The organism is Neobacillus sp. 114 (assembly GCF_030127045.1).
GTDB lineage: Bacteria > Bacillota > Bacilli > Bacillales > Cytobacillaceae > Neobacillus > Neobacillus rhizophilus.
In genome coordinates, this window is the sequence record NZ_CP126144.1 from 1,058,282 (window position 1) to 1,073,931 (window position 15,650).

At 38.9% G+C, this 15,650-nt stretch carries 10 protein-coding genes; 7 read left to right on the plus strand and 3 right to left on the minus strand.

Annotated elements, in window-relative coordinates; genetic code table 11:
* Positions 1 to 138 precede the first annotated feature (138 nt).
* Positions 139 to 747, minus strand: a complete 609-nt coding sequence (locus QNN06_RS05225; RefSeq protein ID WP_213118483.1) for a TetR/AcrR family transcriptional regulator — start codon at positions 745 to 747, stop codon at positions 139 to 141.
* Between the two features lie 194 nt (positions 748 to 941).
* Here QNN06_RS05225 and QNN06_RS05230 point away from each other — a divergent pair, with 194 nt between their 5' ends.
* Both QNN06_RS05230 and QNN06_RS05235 read left to right on the plus strand, forming a co-directional pair.
* Positions 942 to 1,679 carry an SDR family NAD(P)-dependent oxidoreductase gene (locus tag QNN06_RS05230; protein WP_213118482.1) on the plus strand — a complete coding sequence of 246 codons (738 nt, stop codon included), beginning with the start codon at positions 942 to 944 and terminating at the stop codon, positions 1,677 to 1,679.
* 122 nt (positions 1,680 to 1,801) lie between these two features.
* Positions 1,802 to 2,587 (plus strand): SDR family oxidoreductase, encoded by a 786-nt coding sequence (locus QNN06_RS05235; RefSeq protein WP_213118481.1) that lies wholly within the window; start codon positions 1,802 to 1,804, stop codon positions 2,585 to 2,587.
* A 193-nt stretch (positions 2,588 to 2,780) separates the two neighbouring features.
* On the opposite strand, the gene QNN06_RS05240 is transcribed toward QNN06_RS05235, so the two are convergent.
* Positions 2,781 to 3,053, minus strand: coding sequence for a DUF4190 domain-containing protein (locus tag QNN06_RS05240; RefSeq protein ID WP_213118479.1), 273 nt, complete (start codon positions 3,051 to 3,053; stop codon positions 2,781 to 2,783).
* A 320-nt stretch (positions 3,054 to 3,373) separates the two neighbouring features.
* On the opposite strand from QNN06_RS05240, the gene QNN06_RS31355 reads away from it, so the two are divergent.
* The 5 genes from QNN06_RS31355 to QNN06_RS05260 all read left to right on the plus strand — a co-directional run bounded on the left by QNN06_RS31355 (position 3,374) and on the right by QNN06_RS05260 (position 14,327).
* Positions 3,374 to 3,607, plus strand: coding sequence for a GNAT family N-acetyltransferase (locus tag QNN06_RS31355; RefSeq protein WP_213118478.1), 234 nt, complete (start codon positions 3,374 to 3,376; stop codon positions 3,605 to 3,607).
* A 14-nt stretch (positions 3,608 to 3,621) separates the two neighbouring features.
* A complete protein-coding gene (locus QNN06_RS05245) occupies positions 3,622 to 3,855 on the plus strand; it encodes a hypothetical protein (protein WP_213118477.1) in 234 nt (77 codons plus the stop codon).
* Positions 3,856 to 4,549: 694 nt separating this feature from the next.
* Positions 4,550 to 11,899 carry a glycoside hydrolase family 2 TIM barrel-domain containing protein gene (locus QNN06_RS05250; RefSeq protein WP_284037170.1) on the plus strand — a complete coding sequence of 2,450 codons (7,350 nt, stop codon included), beginning with the start codon at positions 4,550 to 4,552 and terminating at the stop codon, positions 11,897 to 11,899.
* Positions 11,900 to 12,404: 505 nt separating this feature from the next.
* Positions 12,405 to 13,580 carry a GNAT family N-acetyltransferase gene (locus QNN06_RS05255; RefSeq protein WP_284037171.1) on the plus strand — a complete coding sequence of 392 codons (1,176 nt, stop codon included), beginning with the start codon at positions 12,405 to 12,407 and terminating at the stop codon, positions 13,578 to 13,580.
* A 192-nt stretch (positions 13,581 to 13,772) separates the two neighbouring features.
* Positions 13,773 to 14,327, plus strand: a complete 555-nt coding sequence (locus tag QNN06_RS05260) for a GNAT family N-acetyltransferase (RefSeq protein WP_213118474.1) — start codon at positions 13,773 to 13,775, stop codon at positions 14,325 to 14,327.
* 189 nt (positions 14,328 to 14,516) lie between these two features.
* On the opposite strand, the gene QNN06_RS05265 is transcribed toward QNN06_RS05260, so the two are convergent.
* The gene (locus QNN06_RS05265; RefSeq protein WP_213118473.1) at positions 14,517 to 15,524 is read right to left on the minus strand and encodes a DUF3231 family protein; all 1,008 of its coding nucleotides are present in this window, start codon (positions 15,522 to 15,524) and stop codon (positions 14,517 to 14,519) included.
* Positions 15,525 to 15,650: the final 126 nt, after the last annotated feature.

Here is a 15,650-nt window from a genome sequence, read left to right on the forward strand (position 1 = left end):
TATTCATTTCATTATAATTCTAATGGTCTCGAACGGTCCTTGTATAACATTTCAATTGAAGTTAGCTGATAAACACAATGATGGAACCTGAAACCGGCAATCGCAAAATGATGCATGAGAACCGTCCCCATGCATCATTTATTTGTTATGTCCAATATATTGAAATGAGTAAATATGAGTTTTCGTTAGTTCAATGGCTTCTTGGATAAAATGTTCTGGCGGTTCTTTGAAGCCATTTTCGATCCAATTTTGGAGGAGCCCGTAAAAGCCGTAGGCTGTGTAACGTTTAAAATAATCCATATTCACTGGGATATTGTTGATGGTTTCGAAAATAAATTGTTCCTTATAGATTTTTATGATTGTTTGAGGGAACCGTGTATGCAATCCTGGTAACGTGTCATCGTAATTGATCAATGTGAAAAAATTCTGATTTTTGTAGATATAAGAAACGATATTAAAAGATGGGGCATTTAGCTTGGCTGTCTGAACCTTTTGTCCAGTTACATATGCTTTGCCTACGGAATCCTCCAATCCCTCAAGCATGGAAACAAGTAAATCCTCAGCCAATTCCACTTTATCTATGTAATGGATATAAAAGGTGCTGCGATTATAGGCGGCATGATCGACAATGTCTTTTACTGTAACGGAATGGTACCCCTTTTCTTTTATGAGTTCAATTAATGCGTGCTTTAAATGTGCTTTTGTCCGATTTTGCCGTTGAGATGTTGTATTTTGTTCATTATTCATGAAAAAAACTCCCTCAATATAGACAGATTTAGCATAAGTGTCTAGCTAGTAGACACTTAATGATATCTTAATGATTGTATAATGTGAACAAAATAGTACAATTTAATTGTGAACAAAAAAGCACAGATAATAGATATATCTATTATTTTTCTCAATAATGTGCTAAAGAATTCTTAATACGAGGAGGATTTAGTATGGGTAAATTACAAGGCAAAGTCGCTGTGATTACCGGTGGAGCATCTGGTATTGGGGCAGCAACAGCACGTTTATTCGTTTCAGAAGGAGCCAAAGTGGTTCTTGTTGATTTAAATGAGGAAAAAGGTAAAGCTTTTGAAGCAGAATTGAAAACGCTTAATGCGGAGGCTCTTTTTATAAAAGCCAATATTACGAGTGAAGAAGAAGTCGCAAATATCTTTAAACAAACCGTTGAAACATTCGGCAAAGTGGATGTGGTCTTCAACAATGCCGGTATTGGCCGTGTTCATCCTTCACATGAATTAGAATACTCAGAATGGCGCAACACTGTAAATGTTGACTTAGATGGCGTCTTCTTGGTAGCACGTGAATCCATCCGTGAAATGCTAAAAACAGGCGGTGGTACGATTGTGAATACAGCATCTATGTACGGTTGGGTTGGGTCACCAGGTTCAGCAGCCTATAACGCGGCAAAAGGCGGCGTGATTAACTTAACTCGTTCCCTTGCACTTGAATATGCTGAACAAAATATTCGTATTAATTCATTATGCCCAGGTTTTATTGATACACCAATTATCCCTGAAGAAAGCAAGCAGGCTTTAGCTGCTGTCACACCGATGAAACGTCTGGGGAAAGCAGAAGAAATGGCAAAAGCAGTGTTATTCATGGCTTCTGATGATTCTTCATTCATGACTGGTAATAGTTTGACTGTTGACGGCGGGTATACAGCGCAATAATAAATCAAGGGGATTATGTAGAAAAGATCCCCTTTCAAAGGCGCATATATCCTTAATGTGAGATATTTTAATTAAAAATAATTTTTAAAAATATGCTTTAGACTTAAAGGGAGGAATTACTAATGAGTAATCGTTTTGATGGGAAAGTAGTCTTAATTACAGGTGCAGGTTCTGGTTTAGGTCAAGCCTCTGCCCTGCAAGTTGCAAAAGAAGGAGCAAAACTTTCACTTGTTGATTTAAATGCTGCTTCATTAGAAGAAACAAAAGGCAAAGTGTTAGAAGTTGCACCAAACGCAGAAGTGTTGCTGATCACTGCGAACGTGGCAGATGAACAAGCCGTTGAAAACTATGTAAATGAAACAGTTAAGAAATTTGGTAAAATCGATGGTTTCTTCAACAACGCAGGAATCGAAGGAAAACAAAACCTTACAGAGGATTTTGGCATTGAGGAATTCCAAAAAGTAGTTGGCGTCAATTTAAATGGTGTGTTTTATGGTATGAAACACGTATTGAAAGTCATGAGAGAACAAGGCTTTGGCTCCATTGTTAATACTGCTTCTGTTGGCGGTATTCGAGGAGTAGGAAATCAATCTGGTTATGCAGCTAGTAAACATGGCGTGGTAGGCTTAACAAGAAACTCTGGTATTGAATATGGTCAATACGGAATCAGCATTAAAGCCATTGCACCAGGCGCTATCATGACACCGATGGTCGAAGGTTCATTAAAACAAATGGATCCAGATAACTGGGAAGAGGTAGGAAAACAATTTGTTCAGCCAAACCCAATGAAACGTTTCGGTAAACCAGAAGAAGTAGGTTATTTGGTGGCATTCTTATTATCAGATCAAGCCAACTTCATCAACGCAACCGTCATTCCAATTGATGGCGGACAATCTTATAAATACTAAGAAGTGTGGAGATCATTCTCCTGCTTCACCTAATATTAGGCGCATTTCTACTAAGAAGAAATGCGCCTAATTTGTGATGCATGGGGACGGTTCTTGTGCATCATTTTCAGTCGTTTTCAGCCCATGTATCAATCCTAGAATCAGGACTTGCACAGCAGAATGGGACATGAGAACCGTCCCCACGCATCATTCTTTAGTTGGTTATATAACTAGATACTGAGAAAAAGGCAACATACCCCAGAATCATTAAAAGTTGCAGAATGACTCCAACAATACTACAAATTAAACCTGCGGTTGCCAATCCTCTACCATTTTCATTTGTTTTTTTAATCTGTTTTATAGCTATTCTTGAAAATACTATTCCAATAATACCTAAGATTAAACCAATAAAAGGAATAAATAATGATAAAATACCGGCAGTTATAGAAATTACTGAACTATTGTTTGTTTGATTTTTTTCAGACATTCTCTTCCTCCCCTTTTTTTGATAATTTTACCATTAGTTATTTTTCTTAGATATAAAATATTCTCTATCCCAAACTGGAACGTTTTTTTTATACTAAAGCAGTATGCCGCTAGGACTACTTTTCTAACTTCCTCTATGGTAATAATATTTGGGCTCTAATAATACATACTGTGCTTAATACATCCTTCGGCAAATTTTTCCTTAAGTACAAGGAGAGGACCTGTGAATTAGCCGGTTTTATACAAACGTTTGGTTAAGGGCATTTCCCTGGAAATTTGTCGAATTAAAGGGGGAAAGTAGGCCTATAATACATATCCTGATTGGCAGAAGCAGCCAAACTTCATATTATCCCGCTAAGCATATACATAAAGGATGCAGAATGGAATATGGGCGGTATAGCCGGAGCCGCCACCTATCCCGAATATAGACGAACCGGTTATGTGAAATCATTTATTCTCGAATCCTTAAAACAGATGCGGGACAATGTTCAGATAGTATCCCTTTTGCACCCATTTGATATTGGCTTTTATCGGAAATATGGGTGGGAGATTTAAGTGATAAGAAAAAAATGACGATTGAAAAAATCAACCTTAAGTTCCTCGAACCACAGCAAGGTTTTATAAGACGATGCTCAAAAGACTCCCATAACGGAAGAGATAGAAAGGGTTTAATGGTAGTTTGCAGTCAATATACAGGGATGCTGAAGCGCGATACCAATTGGTGGGGAAGCAGCAAATTTATGACGATCATTCTTTGGAAGTTCCATTGTCACGGTGCCCTTATTTTATGGCAAGAGTCGTGAATACCGAGGAATGCTTAAGGCACTGCAATCATACTGTTCCACCCATTTTTAAAATTCTTTACAAGTAATTGGATTATTTTCAGTCCACAAGGATCTACCGTGTCGGATTAATGAAATTTCCATTGCGGGACCTCTATTCATTTCACAATTAAGTGTAAAAAAACTAAAGAATTTGCAAAATATTCTAAAATCAATAGATAACTACAAATTTACAAATGTGCTAGAATTTTTATGAATTCATTCTATAAGCGTTTAACTATTGCGGTTTGAATGAAAACAAAATGGGCTGCTAGTTTGCATAGCAACTAGAGGGAGGGTGAGTAAGGCTTTTCACGGAAATTTAAAAATATATGAGGGAGGAGTGAAAAAAATGAAAGCGCTTTTTTGTCCGAACCATGCTTGCTCCGGTGCTGTTTTTTATCGACTGTCAATCTATTGACGGTCAAACAATCAGCAGTCGGATAGCATCGGTAGAAGGCACTAATGCATGGAAGAACAATATTTCCAATTCAGTAAAAGGGGAATTAAGCACCAAAAGTTCAACAGCTGAAGGATTATAGGAAAAATCTACTTGATAAACAAACACAAACAAATAAATAACAAAAAAGACCAACAAGACAAAGCGACCATTTAAGAGTGTATTCTTGTTGTGTCTTCTCACCTTTTTTATCGGTATGAGAGGAGGAATGATTTCATGTTTTACAAGTTTAAAAGGGTTATTTCCATAATGCTTGCGTTTGTCTTATTTTCATCAACCCTGGCTTCCGGTGCATTCGCCCAAACGTCAGGAACGCAAGGATTATCGCAAAGTATGGCACCACCGAGAATCACTTATACAGGAAATGCTGAAACTTATACAGTGGACAGAAAAGTGAACATTAAATGTGACGTTAAATCTGGTGCGGAACTGGTATCTAATACGTGCAAAGATATTGTTGGAAATGCTTATACTTTTAAAATTGGCTATAACAAGTTTTCCGCTGTGGCTGTAGATAAGGAAGGCAATATCGGAAACGGTTCTACAAACTTTACCGTTACTGTCACCTATGATGGTCTTATGAAGTTAACGGAGCAATTTATCAGCAATAAAGGAGTGGCCAATTCGTTAACCTCTAAACTGCAGGCCGCTAAAGCTGCAGATGCCAAGGGCGATACGAATGCAAAAGAAGGCACGCTTGGAGCATTTGTTAATGAAGTAAGTGCCCAGGAAGGGAAGATGTTAACTGCAGAACAGGCAAAAATATTGAGAGATTTAGTGGGGTATCTGTCAGCACTGGGTGCAGGCCGAACTGTTACAAATATAGACAGCAGCTGGAAGTTTAATTATGGAAATGTTGCTGGTGCAGAAGCTGGATCATTTGATGATTCTGCTTGGCAGAATATTAACCTGCCGCATACATGGAATGCTGACGATGCTGCATCTGCCAATTATAAGCGCGGCATCGGCTGGTACCGCAAAACGATTGACTTTGACAGCGCAACTTATTCAGGCAAGCAGATTTATCTTGAATTTGGAGCGGCTTCAACTAGAGCCGATGTGTATGTAAATGGTGTTCATGCTGGTGAGCATCTTGGAGGATTTGGAGCATTTCGATTTGATATTACATCTTTGATTACTTTTGATGTTCCAACTGTCATTTCTGTTAAGGTCAATAACGCAAATGATCCGGCTATAGCTCCTCTTGATTCCGGAAGTTTTGATTTCTCGCTGCAAGGCGGTTTGTATAGGGATGTATCGATTATTGCAACCAATCCGATTCATATCGATACAATGGACCATGCTTCTCCCGGTGTATATTTGACTGCCACGAATGTTTCACAAGACAGTGCAAGCCTTAATGTAAAAACAAAAATTGTAAATAACTCGAATGCAGATAAGCCTATTAAAGTAACAGCAATGCTTAAAGACGCAAACGGAAACATCGTTAATACAATTGAAGATTCTGCTAACGTCCCTGCGAACGGAAGTTATCAATTTGATAAAAATACAACTGTGAAAAATCCTCACCTTTGGAATGGATTAGCGGACCCTTATTTGTACCATGTCGATGTTCAGGTTACAGATGATAAAGGGAAGACAAAATTAGATTTTGTCACACAAAATTTGGGATTCCGTTACTATCGTGTTGACAAAAATGATGGATTTTTCTTAAACGGAAAATATCTTGACTTGCATGGAGTAGGTTACCATCAAGACTATGTGAATGGAATCGGTTGGGCAAGCACTGAACAAGACCGAAAGTCTGATTATACTGGCATCATGAAAAACATGGGGGTTAATGCCGTAAGGATGGTTCATTATCCACATGCTGCGTGGGAATATGATACAACCGATGAATTAGGTTATGCTGTCTGGACCGAAATTCCTCTCGTAAAACAATTTACGGAGACTGCGGACAAGAAAAATATTGATCCCGCCTTTGAAGAAAATATTAAACAGCAATTAACGGAAATGGTCCTCCAGCATTACAACCACCCTTCGATTATGTTCTGGGGTATGAGTAATGAGATGCCAAATTATGATACGGATAGTGCGGGCAATTATTTAGGCGGAATTTTAATGACGACGCTGAGCAATCTTGCCCATCAATTGGATCCGACCAGACTGACAACCCTTGCGACGGACCAAGGAAGTAACGATTTATATTATCAAGTCCCAACAGATCTAAAGGCCATTAACCATTACAGTGGTTGGTATGTATCTGATATTAACGAGTTTACTTCGTATTACAATGGCAGAAATGCGGTTTCTACTTCACCGCTTGGTGTCAGTGAATACGGGGCAGGCGCTAATGCGTTCCAGCATATGGATAACCCGACAAACACTGACGTATTGCCGTCAACAAGCGGTTGGCATCCGATGGAATATCAGTCATTGGTACATGAAGGCGATTGGGCACAGATGAAAAAGCGACCGGAAATTTGGGGTAAGTTCATTTGGAATATTTTTGACTTCGCTTCTTATAAAAAAGACGAAGGAGGCCAGATTGGGATTAACGATAAGGGTATGGTAACCCGAGATCGTCAAACGAAGAAAGACGCTTATTATTTTTACCAATCCGTTTGGACCGATAAGCCAATGATAAAATTAACTTCAGAAGGATTTGAAAATAGACCGCACAGTATTCCTGTAGTAAAGGCATACAGTAACTGCGATGAAGTTACTCTGTATGTAGATGGAGTTAAGAAAGGTACGGTTAAGAGGTCATCACTTAAAGATTCGCAAAATGATACGGTATTTACCTGGTCAAATGTTGATATCGGATTAGGTGAGCATACAATCCGTGTAGAAGGTACTAAAAACGGCAAAACCGTTTCGGATAAAGCAAAATGGAACGGCATTCTTGGCAACGATACAAGAGTTACATCCGAAAAATATTTGGTTTTAGAATCATCTCCATTTGATTCTAAAGGAAAACCACATAGTCCTATGCCAGATTCTAAAATTGAAGCACCAGGAGAAGCTGCCACCTTAGCTGAATATCTAAAAAATATTAATCTTCCATTTGGATCCACTGTAAAACTTTATCAAAAAGATGGTGTAACTCTTGTAAGTAAAGATACACCAATTGCACCTGATATGAAGTTAGTTGTTACATCTGAAGATGGAAAAAATAAGCGGGTCTATAATCTCTTTATCCGTAACATCGCTTTATTAAAACCTGTCAGTGCAAGCAGTGTAAAAGGCGGCAGCCAATACGGCTCTTTTGTCACTGATGGAATAACCGATAATAATACCGCAACTGGCGTATGGGCACCATTTAGAGATGCAAGCAGCAATTACAGCTTTCCTTCGTGGGTGATCACCGATTTAGGTGATGTGTACAATCTTTCCGCGATTAAAAATTATTTTGTTGAAAACGGAAAGTCCTTTGGATACAAAATATATGCCGGAAACGAATTGAATGGTAAGGATTGGAAGGATGAAAGCTCGGAGTTAGACTTAAAAGACGGCGGAACACTGATCGTGGATAAAGATTCCAATACCGATAAGTCCGGTTTGTATGTCGATCAATTTTCTTCAGCAGCTCCGGTGACCGCTCGTTATATTAAGGTCGTCATGACGAAGATGGACGGAAGTTCCGCACCTACAAAAACACAGCCGGGGATTCGCGAGATTGAGGTCTACGGTTATAAGCTAACTACTTCTTATCCGATTGACCGAGAGACAAAGGCCATTAAAGTTCCGTCCTCCACAACTGTAAACAAGGCCTTATCGAATATTTCAATCACCGGAAATGTAAAAGGTATTGCATTTACGGATCAAGGCAAAGCTCTTATAGGGACAGATCTTTTAACGAATGGCAGCATCCTTGAAATTACCGATTATAATGGCAGCAGCGTCAATTATGTAATCTATGTCGATGGTTCAACCATCCCTGTTGAAAAAGTTACATTGGACGCTGAAAAGGTAACACTTAATGTCGGTGATACAAAGCAGCTGACAGCTGCTGTAACTCCGTCATTTGCGACAAATAAAGATTTAACATGGTCTTCCAGTGATGAATCGATTGTTAAGGTGAAGAATGGTCTAATTGAAGCTGTAGGTGAGGGGAAGGCAGTCATCACGGTAACTTCTGTTGATCAAAACAAAACAGCAGCCTGTGAAGTCAATGTTCAGCGTGTGATTCAGGGTGATGGCCCTTTTGCAGTGCTTAATGATACGATGACGGAAGGAACTACGCGCGATTTGGAAGTTGATTTTTCCATTAATCCCGAGGATAAAAGGCCAAATGATGCAAATACAGACGGAATAAGAAATACGTCTGTTACCATTAACCTGCCAAAAGGAATATCCGCAAATGGGGATGATGAAGTAAGTATTATTGGACAGGACCGCATCAAATTAAATGATACTGCCGGTTTTGAAACCATCAAAAAGAATGGCACCGATGTGGTAGGTGCGAGTAAAAGCGCTCCAACAGCGGTCATTAGCAATGGCGGGCAAACCATCACCTTTACAGGACTGGATCTTTTGCCAAACAACGGTGTGGATATTCAGCTTTTCCTGAAAAATAAAGTGGTTCCTTCTTTCGGAGACTATGAATTTAGTGCCTCCTATACACCTAATGGAAGGAATCGAGTGGTCTTAAAAAATGCACCGTTTCATTCCGTCAAGACCGTTACCGATTTCCACAGGGTAATTGATACGAGTCTCACTTATAAAGAAACGGGCGAAACCTACAATAGCCTTTCTCTTAACTGGACTGCACCTGCAGGAGCAAAAGGTGTAGCGATTAAACAAACAACCGACGGCATTAATTGGACGGATGCTGTTCTCGATAAACCTATTACAGCATCTTCTACAAGTGCACATATCAGCAATTTGCCGTCAAATAAACTGTATCAGTTTAAGTTAGTTGTGACAGGCGGAACGAACGCTGGTGATTCAAATATTGCCAAATTTTATACAGGAAAGTTTGATGTAAAAACGTATGGACATGCAGCTGGGGATGGTTTAACAGATGATACGAAAGCCATTCAAAAAAGTATAGATGATGCTGCAGCTACGGGCGGAGGCATGGTTCTCTTTAGTAAAGGCGATTATTTAACCGGCACCATACATCTACGAAGCAATGTGTACCTATATCTGGATTCAGATGCTACCATTCTCGCAAAATTACATGGAATCGATACGCCGGAGCCGTATTATCTAGCCAGCCCTTATATTCCATATACACCGGATAATTCCAAATCTGGCCCATATGGAGGAAATAATAATGCACAAGACATCGGACATTCTTTCTTCAATGATGCGTTGTTTGTCGGATTAAGAATTGATAACTTTAAGATTTTGGGCTCAGGTGTCATCGATGGTAATGGTGCGATTACAGCCCAGGATGCGAATAAGGGCGATACACCAATTATTGATGTGAACCAAAATACGGTTAACAATTTTAACGAATCCTTCGATCTTGGTGATAAATTAATATCTTTAAAACTATCAACCAATTTTGAATTGGGTGGACATATCGAAAATCCGACTAATAATTTGCCGGATGATATTACAAATGATGGACCTACTATTAACCCGCAGACAGGAAAGTATTATGACGAAGGGGATACGAATAATCCGGTCATACCATATGCGAACTATAATCCTAATCTAAACTCAGATCCGAAAGGGATTCCTGATGCCCTTCATTTTAGACGGGGCGGGCATTTTGTCCTTCTTGCAACAGGTGTTGATCATATGAATCTTCACGATATTTATTACCTGAATGGAACTGCGAAGAATAAGAATGGGATTGAAAGTGCGCTAAGCTATGGCCAAAGACAAAGGGATTTATTTGACTTAATGTCAGATAATCATGTAACAGTTAAAAACATCTATACTGCTGTACAAACAGACGATATTGTAAAATTGGGCTCAGACTTTTCGTTAGGTTTTAGAAGAGCAAGCTCAGATTTTCTTGTCGATAATATTGTTGGCCGTACAGAATGTAATCTTTTCAAGATCGGTTCAGAAACAGCAGCAGACACATCAGATATCCATGTTACAAATTTACATGGTTATGGTGTTTATAAAGCAGGATTTAACATAAATGAAAACGATGGTGCTACCATATCAAATGTCACTTTAGATGGTGCTATTTTTACAAATACAAGTATTCCGATTTCGATCAATCTAACCGGAAGAAATCGAAACGGAGGCGACTCAGGGAAAGCATCCACGCGTCCAATCGGCAGCATCAAAAACGTTCGGGTAAATAATGTGACACATATTGGTCAAGACTATTTCGGACTAGTCGGGACACATATAAATAATATGGGTCCGGCAGTTGTAGTGGGATATAAAAATGCATCTTCAGTACGGGATATCACACTGAATAATATTAAATTTATTCAGAAAGGCGGCCAGCCATACAGTAATACCTCCATTGTCCCAAAATATGAGTTAGGCAATAACTACGATCCGGGCGGATATTTTAACAATGGCTCACCTGTTTATGGTCTGCTTGTAAAATATGCAACGAATGTGGTTGTCAATAATCTGACGACCGAGTTCCAGAATAATGATGACAGGTATGCGGTTTATGTTGATGAGTCGGATAAAGTTTCTATTCATAACGCGTCTTTAGAAAAGGGGAGTGACCCTAGCGCTGCTTCTATCGCTGTAATGAAGACGAATAATTTCGAATTTACAAACGTCAAGTATAAGACTGGAGAAGGAATGGAAGTAGCAATTCCTGATGTCAGTCCGGCGGTTAACATTACAAACTCACAAGTGAATCGCGTAGTATATCCTGCACCAGCACCTGCTTCAGGTGATAAGTCTTCAACAGAAATTAAGGAAGCCAGTGATCATGAACATCTTGTTAATGTTGATACTGGTCAATCGGCGATTGATTTAACAAATCGTACCATTACAGCAATAGTTGGAACAACTGATACGGATCTTAAAAATGAAATTACAGCTGCTGACAATGGTTCACAACAAATTTATGAGTTTACAGACAGCAGCCATAATAAAAAATCTGGTGTCTTGAAATCTGGAGATTTATTGTTGGTAACATCTGAGGACCATTCCAAAACGACCGAATATAAAATTGTTATCCAAACCACTATTCAAGGAGAAGGCAGTAATTCGCCAAATCTTCAATTTGTCGGTTTGAAAACTTTTGCTGTTTCCGGCAAAGCTAGTACATCTACAGATAGTAACCCATTAATGGGATTTGGTATATTCCAACAAATAACAGGTGCTACCGCTCCAGGTTCTTATTTGGAATATGAACTGAAAAATATTCCAGAAGGTACCTATTCAGTTGAGGTTACCTCGAAGAAAAAAGCGGCTAGAGGCACTATGACATTATATGTTGATGGCGAAACACAGCCAACCCTTAATCCCATTGATGAGTCGGTTTCAGGATCAGCGACTGTCTATGATTCCATTAAGGCAGGAACGGTGACAATTACAGGGGCTGGGAATCATACCTTTAGATTCTTGGTAACTGGTTATAATCAAACGAATAATCCTTCAGGAAGCGGCAACAGTTTATATGATGTAAACATAGGTTACTTTAGATTGACACCTATCAACTAACCCAACCTATGAGAACAATCAACTTATCGTAAAAATAGGAAAACCATAAAAATAGAAATTGAAAAGCACTAAATACTCTAAAAGGTTTAGTGCTTTTCTTCATGTTTGTGAAAACTCAGTCAATATTTCGTTTTATATATAAAATCATTGGTTGAATTTTCGGGAAATATTATCCTTATTAAAATAGAAATTTTTGTTGTGTGTAGGATACTATTTTAATATAGAGGCTCAAAAAGAAGGAAAAAGATGAGACTCCATCAAAATTCAACTTTAAATAAGTATTTAGAAAGGTTTTACAGTGGGGGGTTATGATGCATTCGATTTTGCTTATTGATGATGAGAGATGGGTCAGGACTTTTATCAAATAACCAATTGATATTTTGAAAAGAATCTGCCAGGTGAACGGTCAAGGTATTCTGTGCAAGGTTTGCTAACTTTTGGTAAAATTATGAAAGGAGTCATTTTTCTAAGCAATACATGCAATGAACAAAAAGGGGTTGGCCAAATGTTAGTAAGAGAAGTGACCGAAGCTGAATACCTAGAATCTATGAAACTATCAGAATACGCATTCCAATACAAGGTTCCGGTGGAAAGCATACCTGCTCGAGAAGAAGCATTGAAAAACCACAAAGTTTTAGGAATATGGGATGAGAACACCCTTGCTGCCAAACTACATATTATCCCGCTAAGCATTTATATGAAGGATGCTGTATGGAAAATGGGCGGCATTGCCGGAGTGGCCATCTACCCAGAATACCGAAGAACCGGTTACGTCAAATCACTCATGATCGAATCCTTAAAACAGATGTATGATGATAATCAGATCGTATCTCTTTTACACCCGTTTGATATCGGTTTTTATCGAAAATATGGGTGGGAGATATTAAGTGATAAGAAAAGGGTGACGATTGAAAAAATCAACCTTAAGTTCCTCGAACCACAGCAGGGTTTTATAAAAAGATATTCAAAAGATACCCATAATGAGGAGATAGAAAGGATTTATCAGCAGTTTTGCAGTCAGTATACAGGGATGCTGAAGCGTGAGACCGATTGGTGGAAGCGGAGCGTGTATGATGATCATTCCCAGCTTGCTGTCTATTACCGTTCCAAAAACGAGGCTTTAGGTTATATGCTGTACGAGGTGAAGGAACATAAGATGGAGGTTCAGGAGTTCGTTGTGATTGACCATGAAGCGAGAATCGGGCTATGGAATTTTATCTGCCAGCATGATTCCATGGTTAATACCGTGACGATGGAACTTGCCAGCCAGGATCCTTTCTCATATTTCCTGTTGCAGCCCAATGTGAAGCAGGAGATAGTTCCTTATTTTATGGCAAGGGTCGTGGATGCTGAGGAATGCTTAAAGAGATTTCCGTTCCTGCATGAAAATGAGTCCCTTTTCTTGCATCTCGAAGATTCACACGCACCGTGGAATAATGGCAGCTATTTACTCGGAATCGGAGAAATAAAGGTGTTTAAAGAAAAAACAGGCGGCCAATGTGTTCATCCCCCTAAAAAAGGAATTCAACTGAACATCAATGCCCTATCAGCCATCCTATTTGGCTACAAAAGGCCAATGGAACTTTATGAAATGGGCTACTTAAAAGGCTCCAAGAATGAGATTGAACTTTTTGAGAAGAAAATCCCGCCAATCAAATCAGCATTTTTTGACTTCTTTTGATGCATGGGGACGGTTCTTGTGCATCATTTTTAGCCTCTACTTCGAAGATCCTATGGGTGTTCGCCGCGGGTTGAAGACAAAAGGCATCCAAATGAACAATGTTGGATGTTTTTTTGTTGTTATACAAGATGCTTGAGAAGGATAACAGAAGTATGTTGGAGAAGTGAACTAGGAATAAGGAAGAGTTTTGGGGTGCTTAAAGTGGAGATAAGAAGGCCAAACCTTGAGGACACAAAAGAGTTACACTTATTTTTTAAAACCGTGATTACTGATACGTTCATGAAAGAAGGATTAGCAGATAGGCAGAAAGATATTAAGGATGAAATCGAAGCGAAGGAAAAATATTTAGCAAGTGATTTTGAAAGCAATGGTGATCATCGATATTTCTTGATTGCTTTAGATGGAGATAAAATTATTGGTTCAATAGAATTTGGTCCTGCAAGTGATCTTATCTGTAATTGTACAAACAACGCTTTCAAAGGGCTAATTGAGGTGGGTACAGTTTTTGTACACCCTGACTTCCAGAGAATGGGGGTAGGGAATTTGTTGTTGAATGCCATGTATATTACAATGAAGAAGAAGGGCATAGAAGTTTTTTGTTTAGATAGCGGATATACTCGTGCACAAAAGATCTGGATAAAGAAATTCGGAGAACCTACTTATTTGTTAAAGGACTATTGGGGAACAGGAAATGATCATATGATTTGGAGAATCAAGGTCAGTGAATTGAGCGGAGATTTAGGGTGAGAAGCAATAAGAACATAATTTCAAGGCTCTGAAATACTCTCGGTTAGGGCAGAAATACTCTCGGATAATCCGGCAATTCTCTCAAGAAACAAGCGGATGGCTCTTATGCATCAATTTCAGCCTTTTCATGCACCCAACAAGGTCCAAGGGCCAGCAGGCAGAATGAGGCAGAAGAACCGTCCCCATGCCTCATTTTTTTGATAACTCATCCCTATCAGCAGCCATAGGGGGTTGTTCTAACCAACCGTTTTTGATCATAATGTTTGCTCCTTCTTCTGCATACTTTGCTATTTCTGCAGAAAGCCTGACATAGTGCAGGCCTAAATCCTTCCTAGGGCTCATTGCCATACTTGTTCCATAAAATCCAATGCTAAGGGCGATTAGTGTCGTAGTATAAAACATCATCAGTTTATCAGAAAAGGTAGATGCGGTTGAATCAGTTACTTCGGTACCCCACGACATAGGCGTAGGGAGGTCACCCTCAGTTAGAATGGAACCAAATAGTTCACAGTGTTTTTTAGCAATGTCCTTTCCCCTAACCAAATACTCGGCAACCTCTTTTGACTGAGCGACCTGACTAAATCCCAGCAAGGTTGCCACCCCAAAAGCATTTCTTTGAAAGTTGGCAAAGAGGTTTGTAACTTCTGTACCTATTAAAGGTCTCTTTTCTCCAAAAAAACCCTTTAAAAAACTTTTCCTTTTAACAAAATCAATTTCATCTGGTATTGGTAAATAGGGAGACCGAATATAAAGACCTTTTGATAATAAGAGTTCTTTTACCTCTCTTAGAAATGTTGTTAATTGTGAAATACACTCATTAAAATGACTATAAACATCTCCCCTGACAGATAAGGTCAGATTCATGCTATAACCTTGAAGAGCGATTTGAGACGATTGATGGAGGTAATGTAACACATATGAATCTGAATACAATCTAGGAGCAGATATATTTACATCTTCATCGAGTTTAAAACCATAGGGGATCGGATACTTTTCTTTATTGAAAATTTCAGTTAGAGTTTTAAGATTTCCTTGGGCAATATCAAAGGCCCTTTTAAGGATTGGTTTAATCTCTTCATCCTCTACTATGGATAAAAAATACTTGAACTTGCATGAAATAGCGGTGTCATTGATATATGAAGCCCATAAAGATGTAATCTCTGCTGAGGTAAGTCTCACCTGATTTCCAATCTCCATAATCTAACCTCCAGTAAATTTAGACAAAAATTCTCTAATATCAATTTCCCCAATACACCCTGATATATGTAGCAGATGTAAAGACAGCTGCGAAAGAAAACAGGGGTCAGCTTAGTTAGAGAAAAG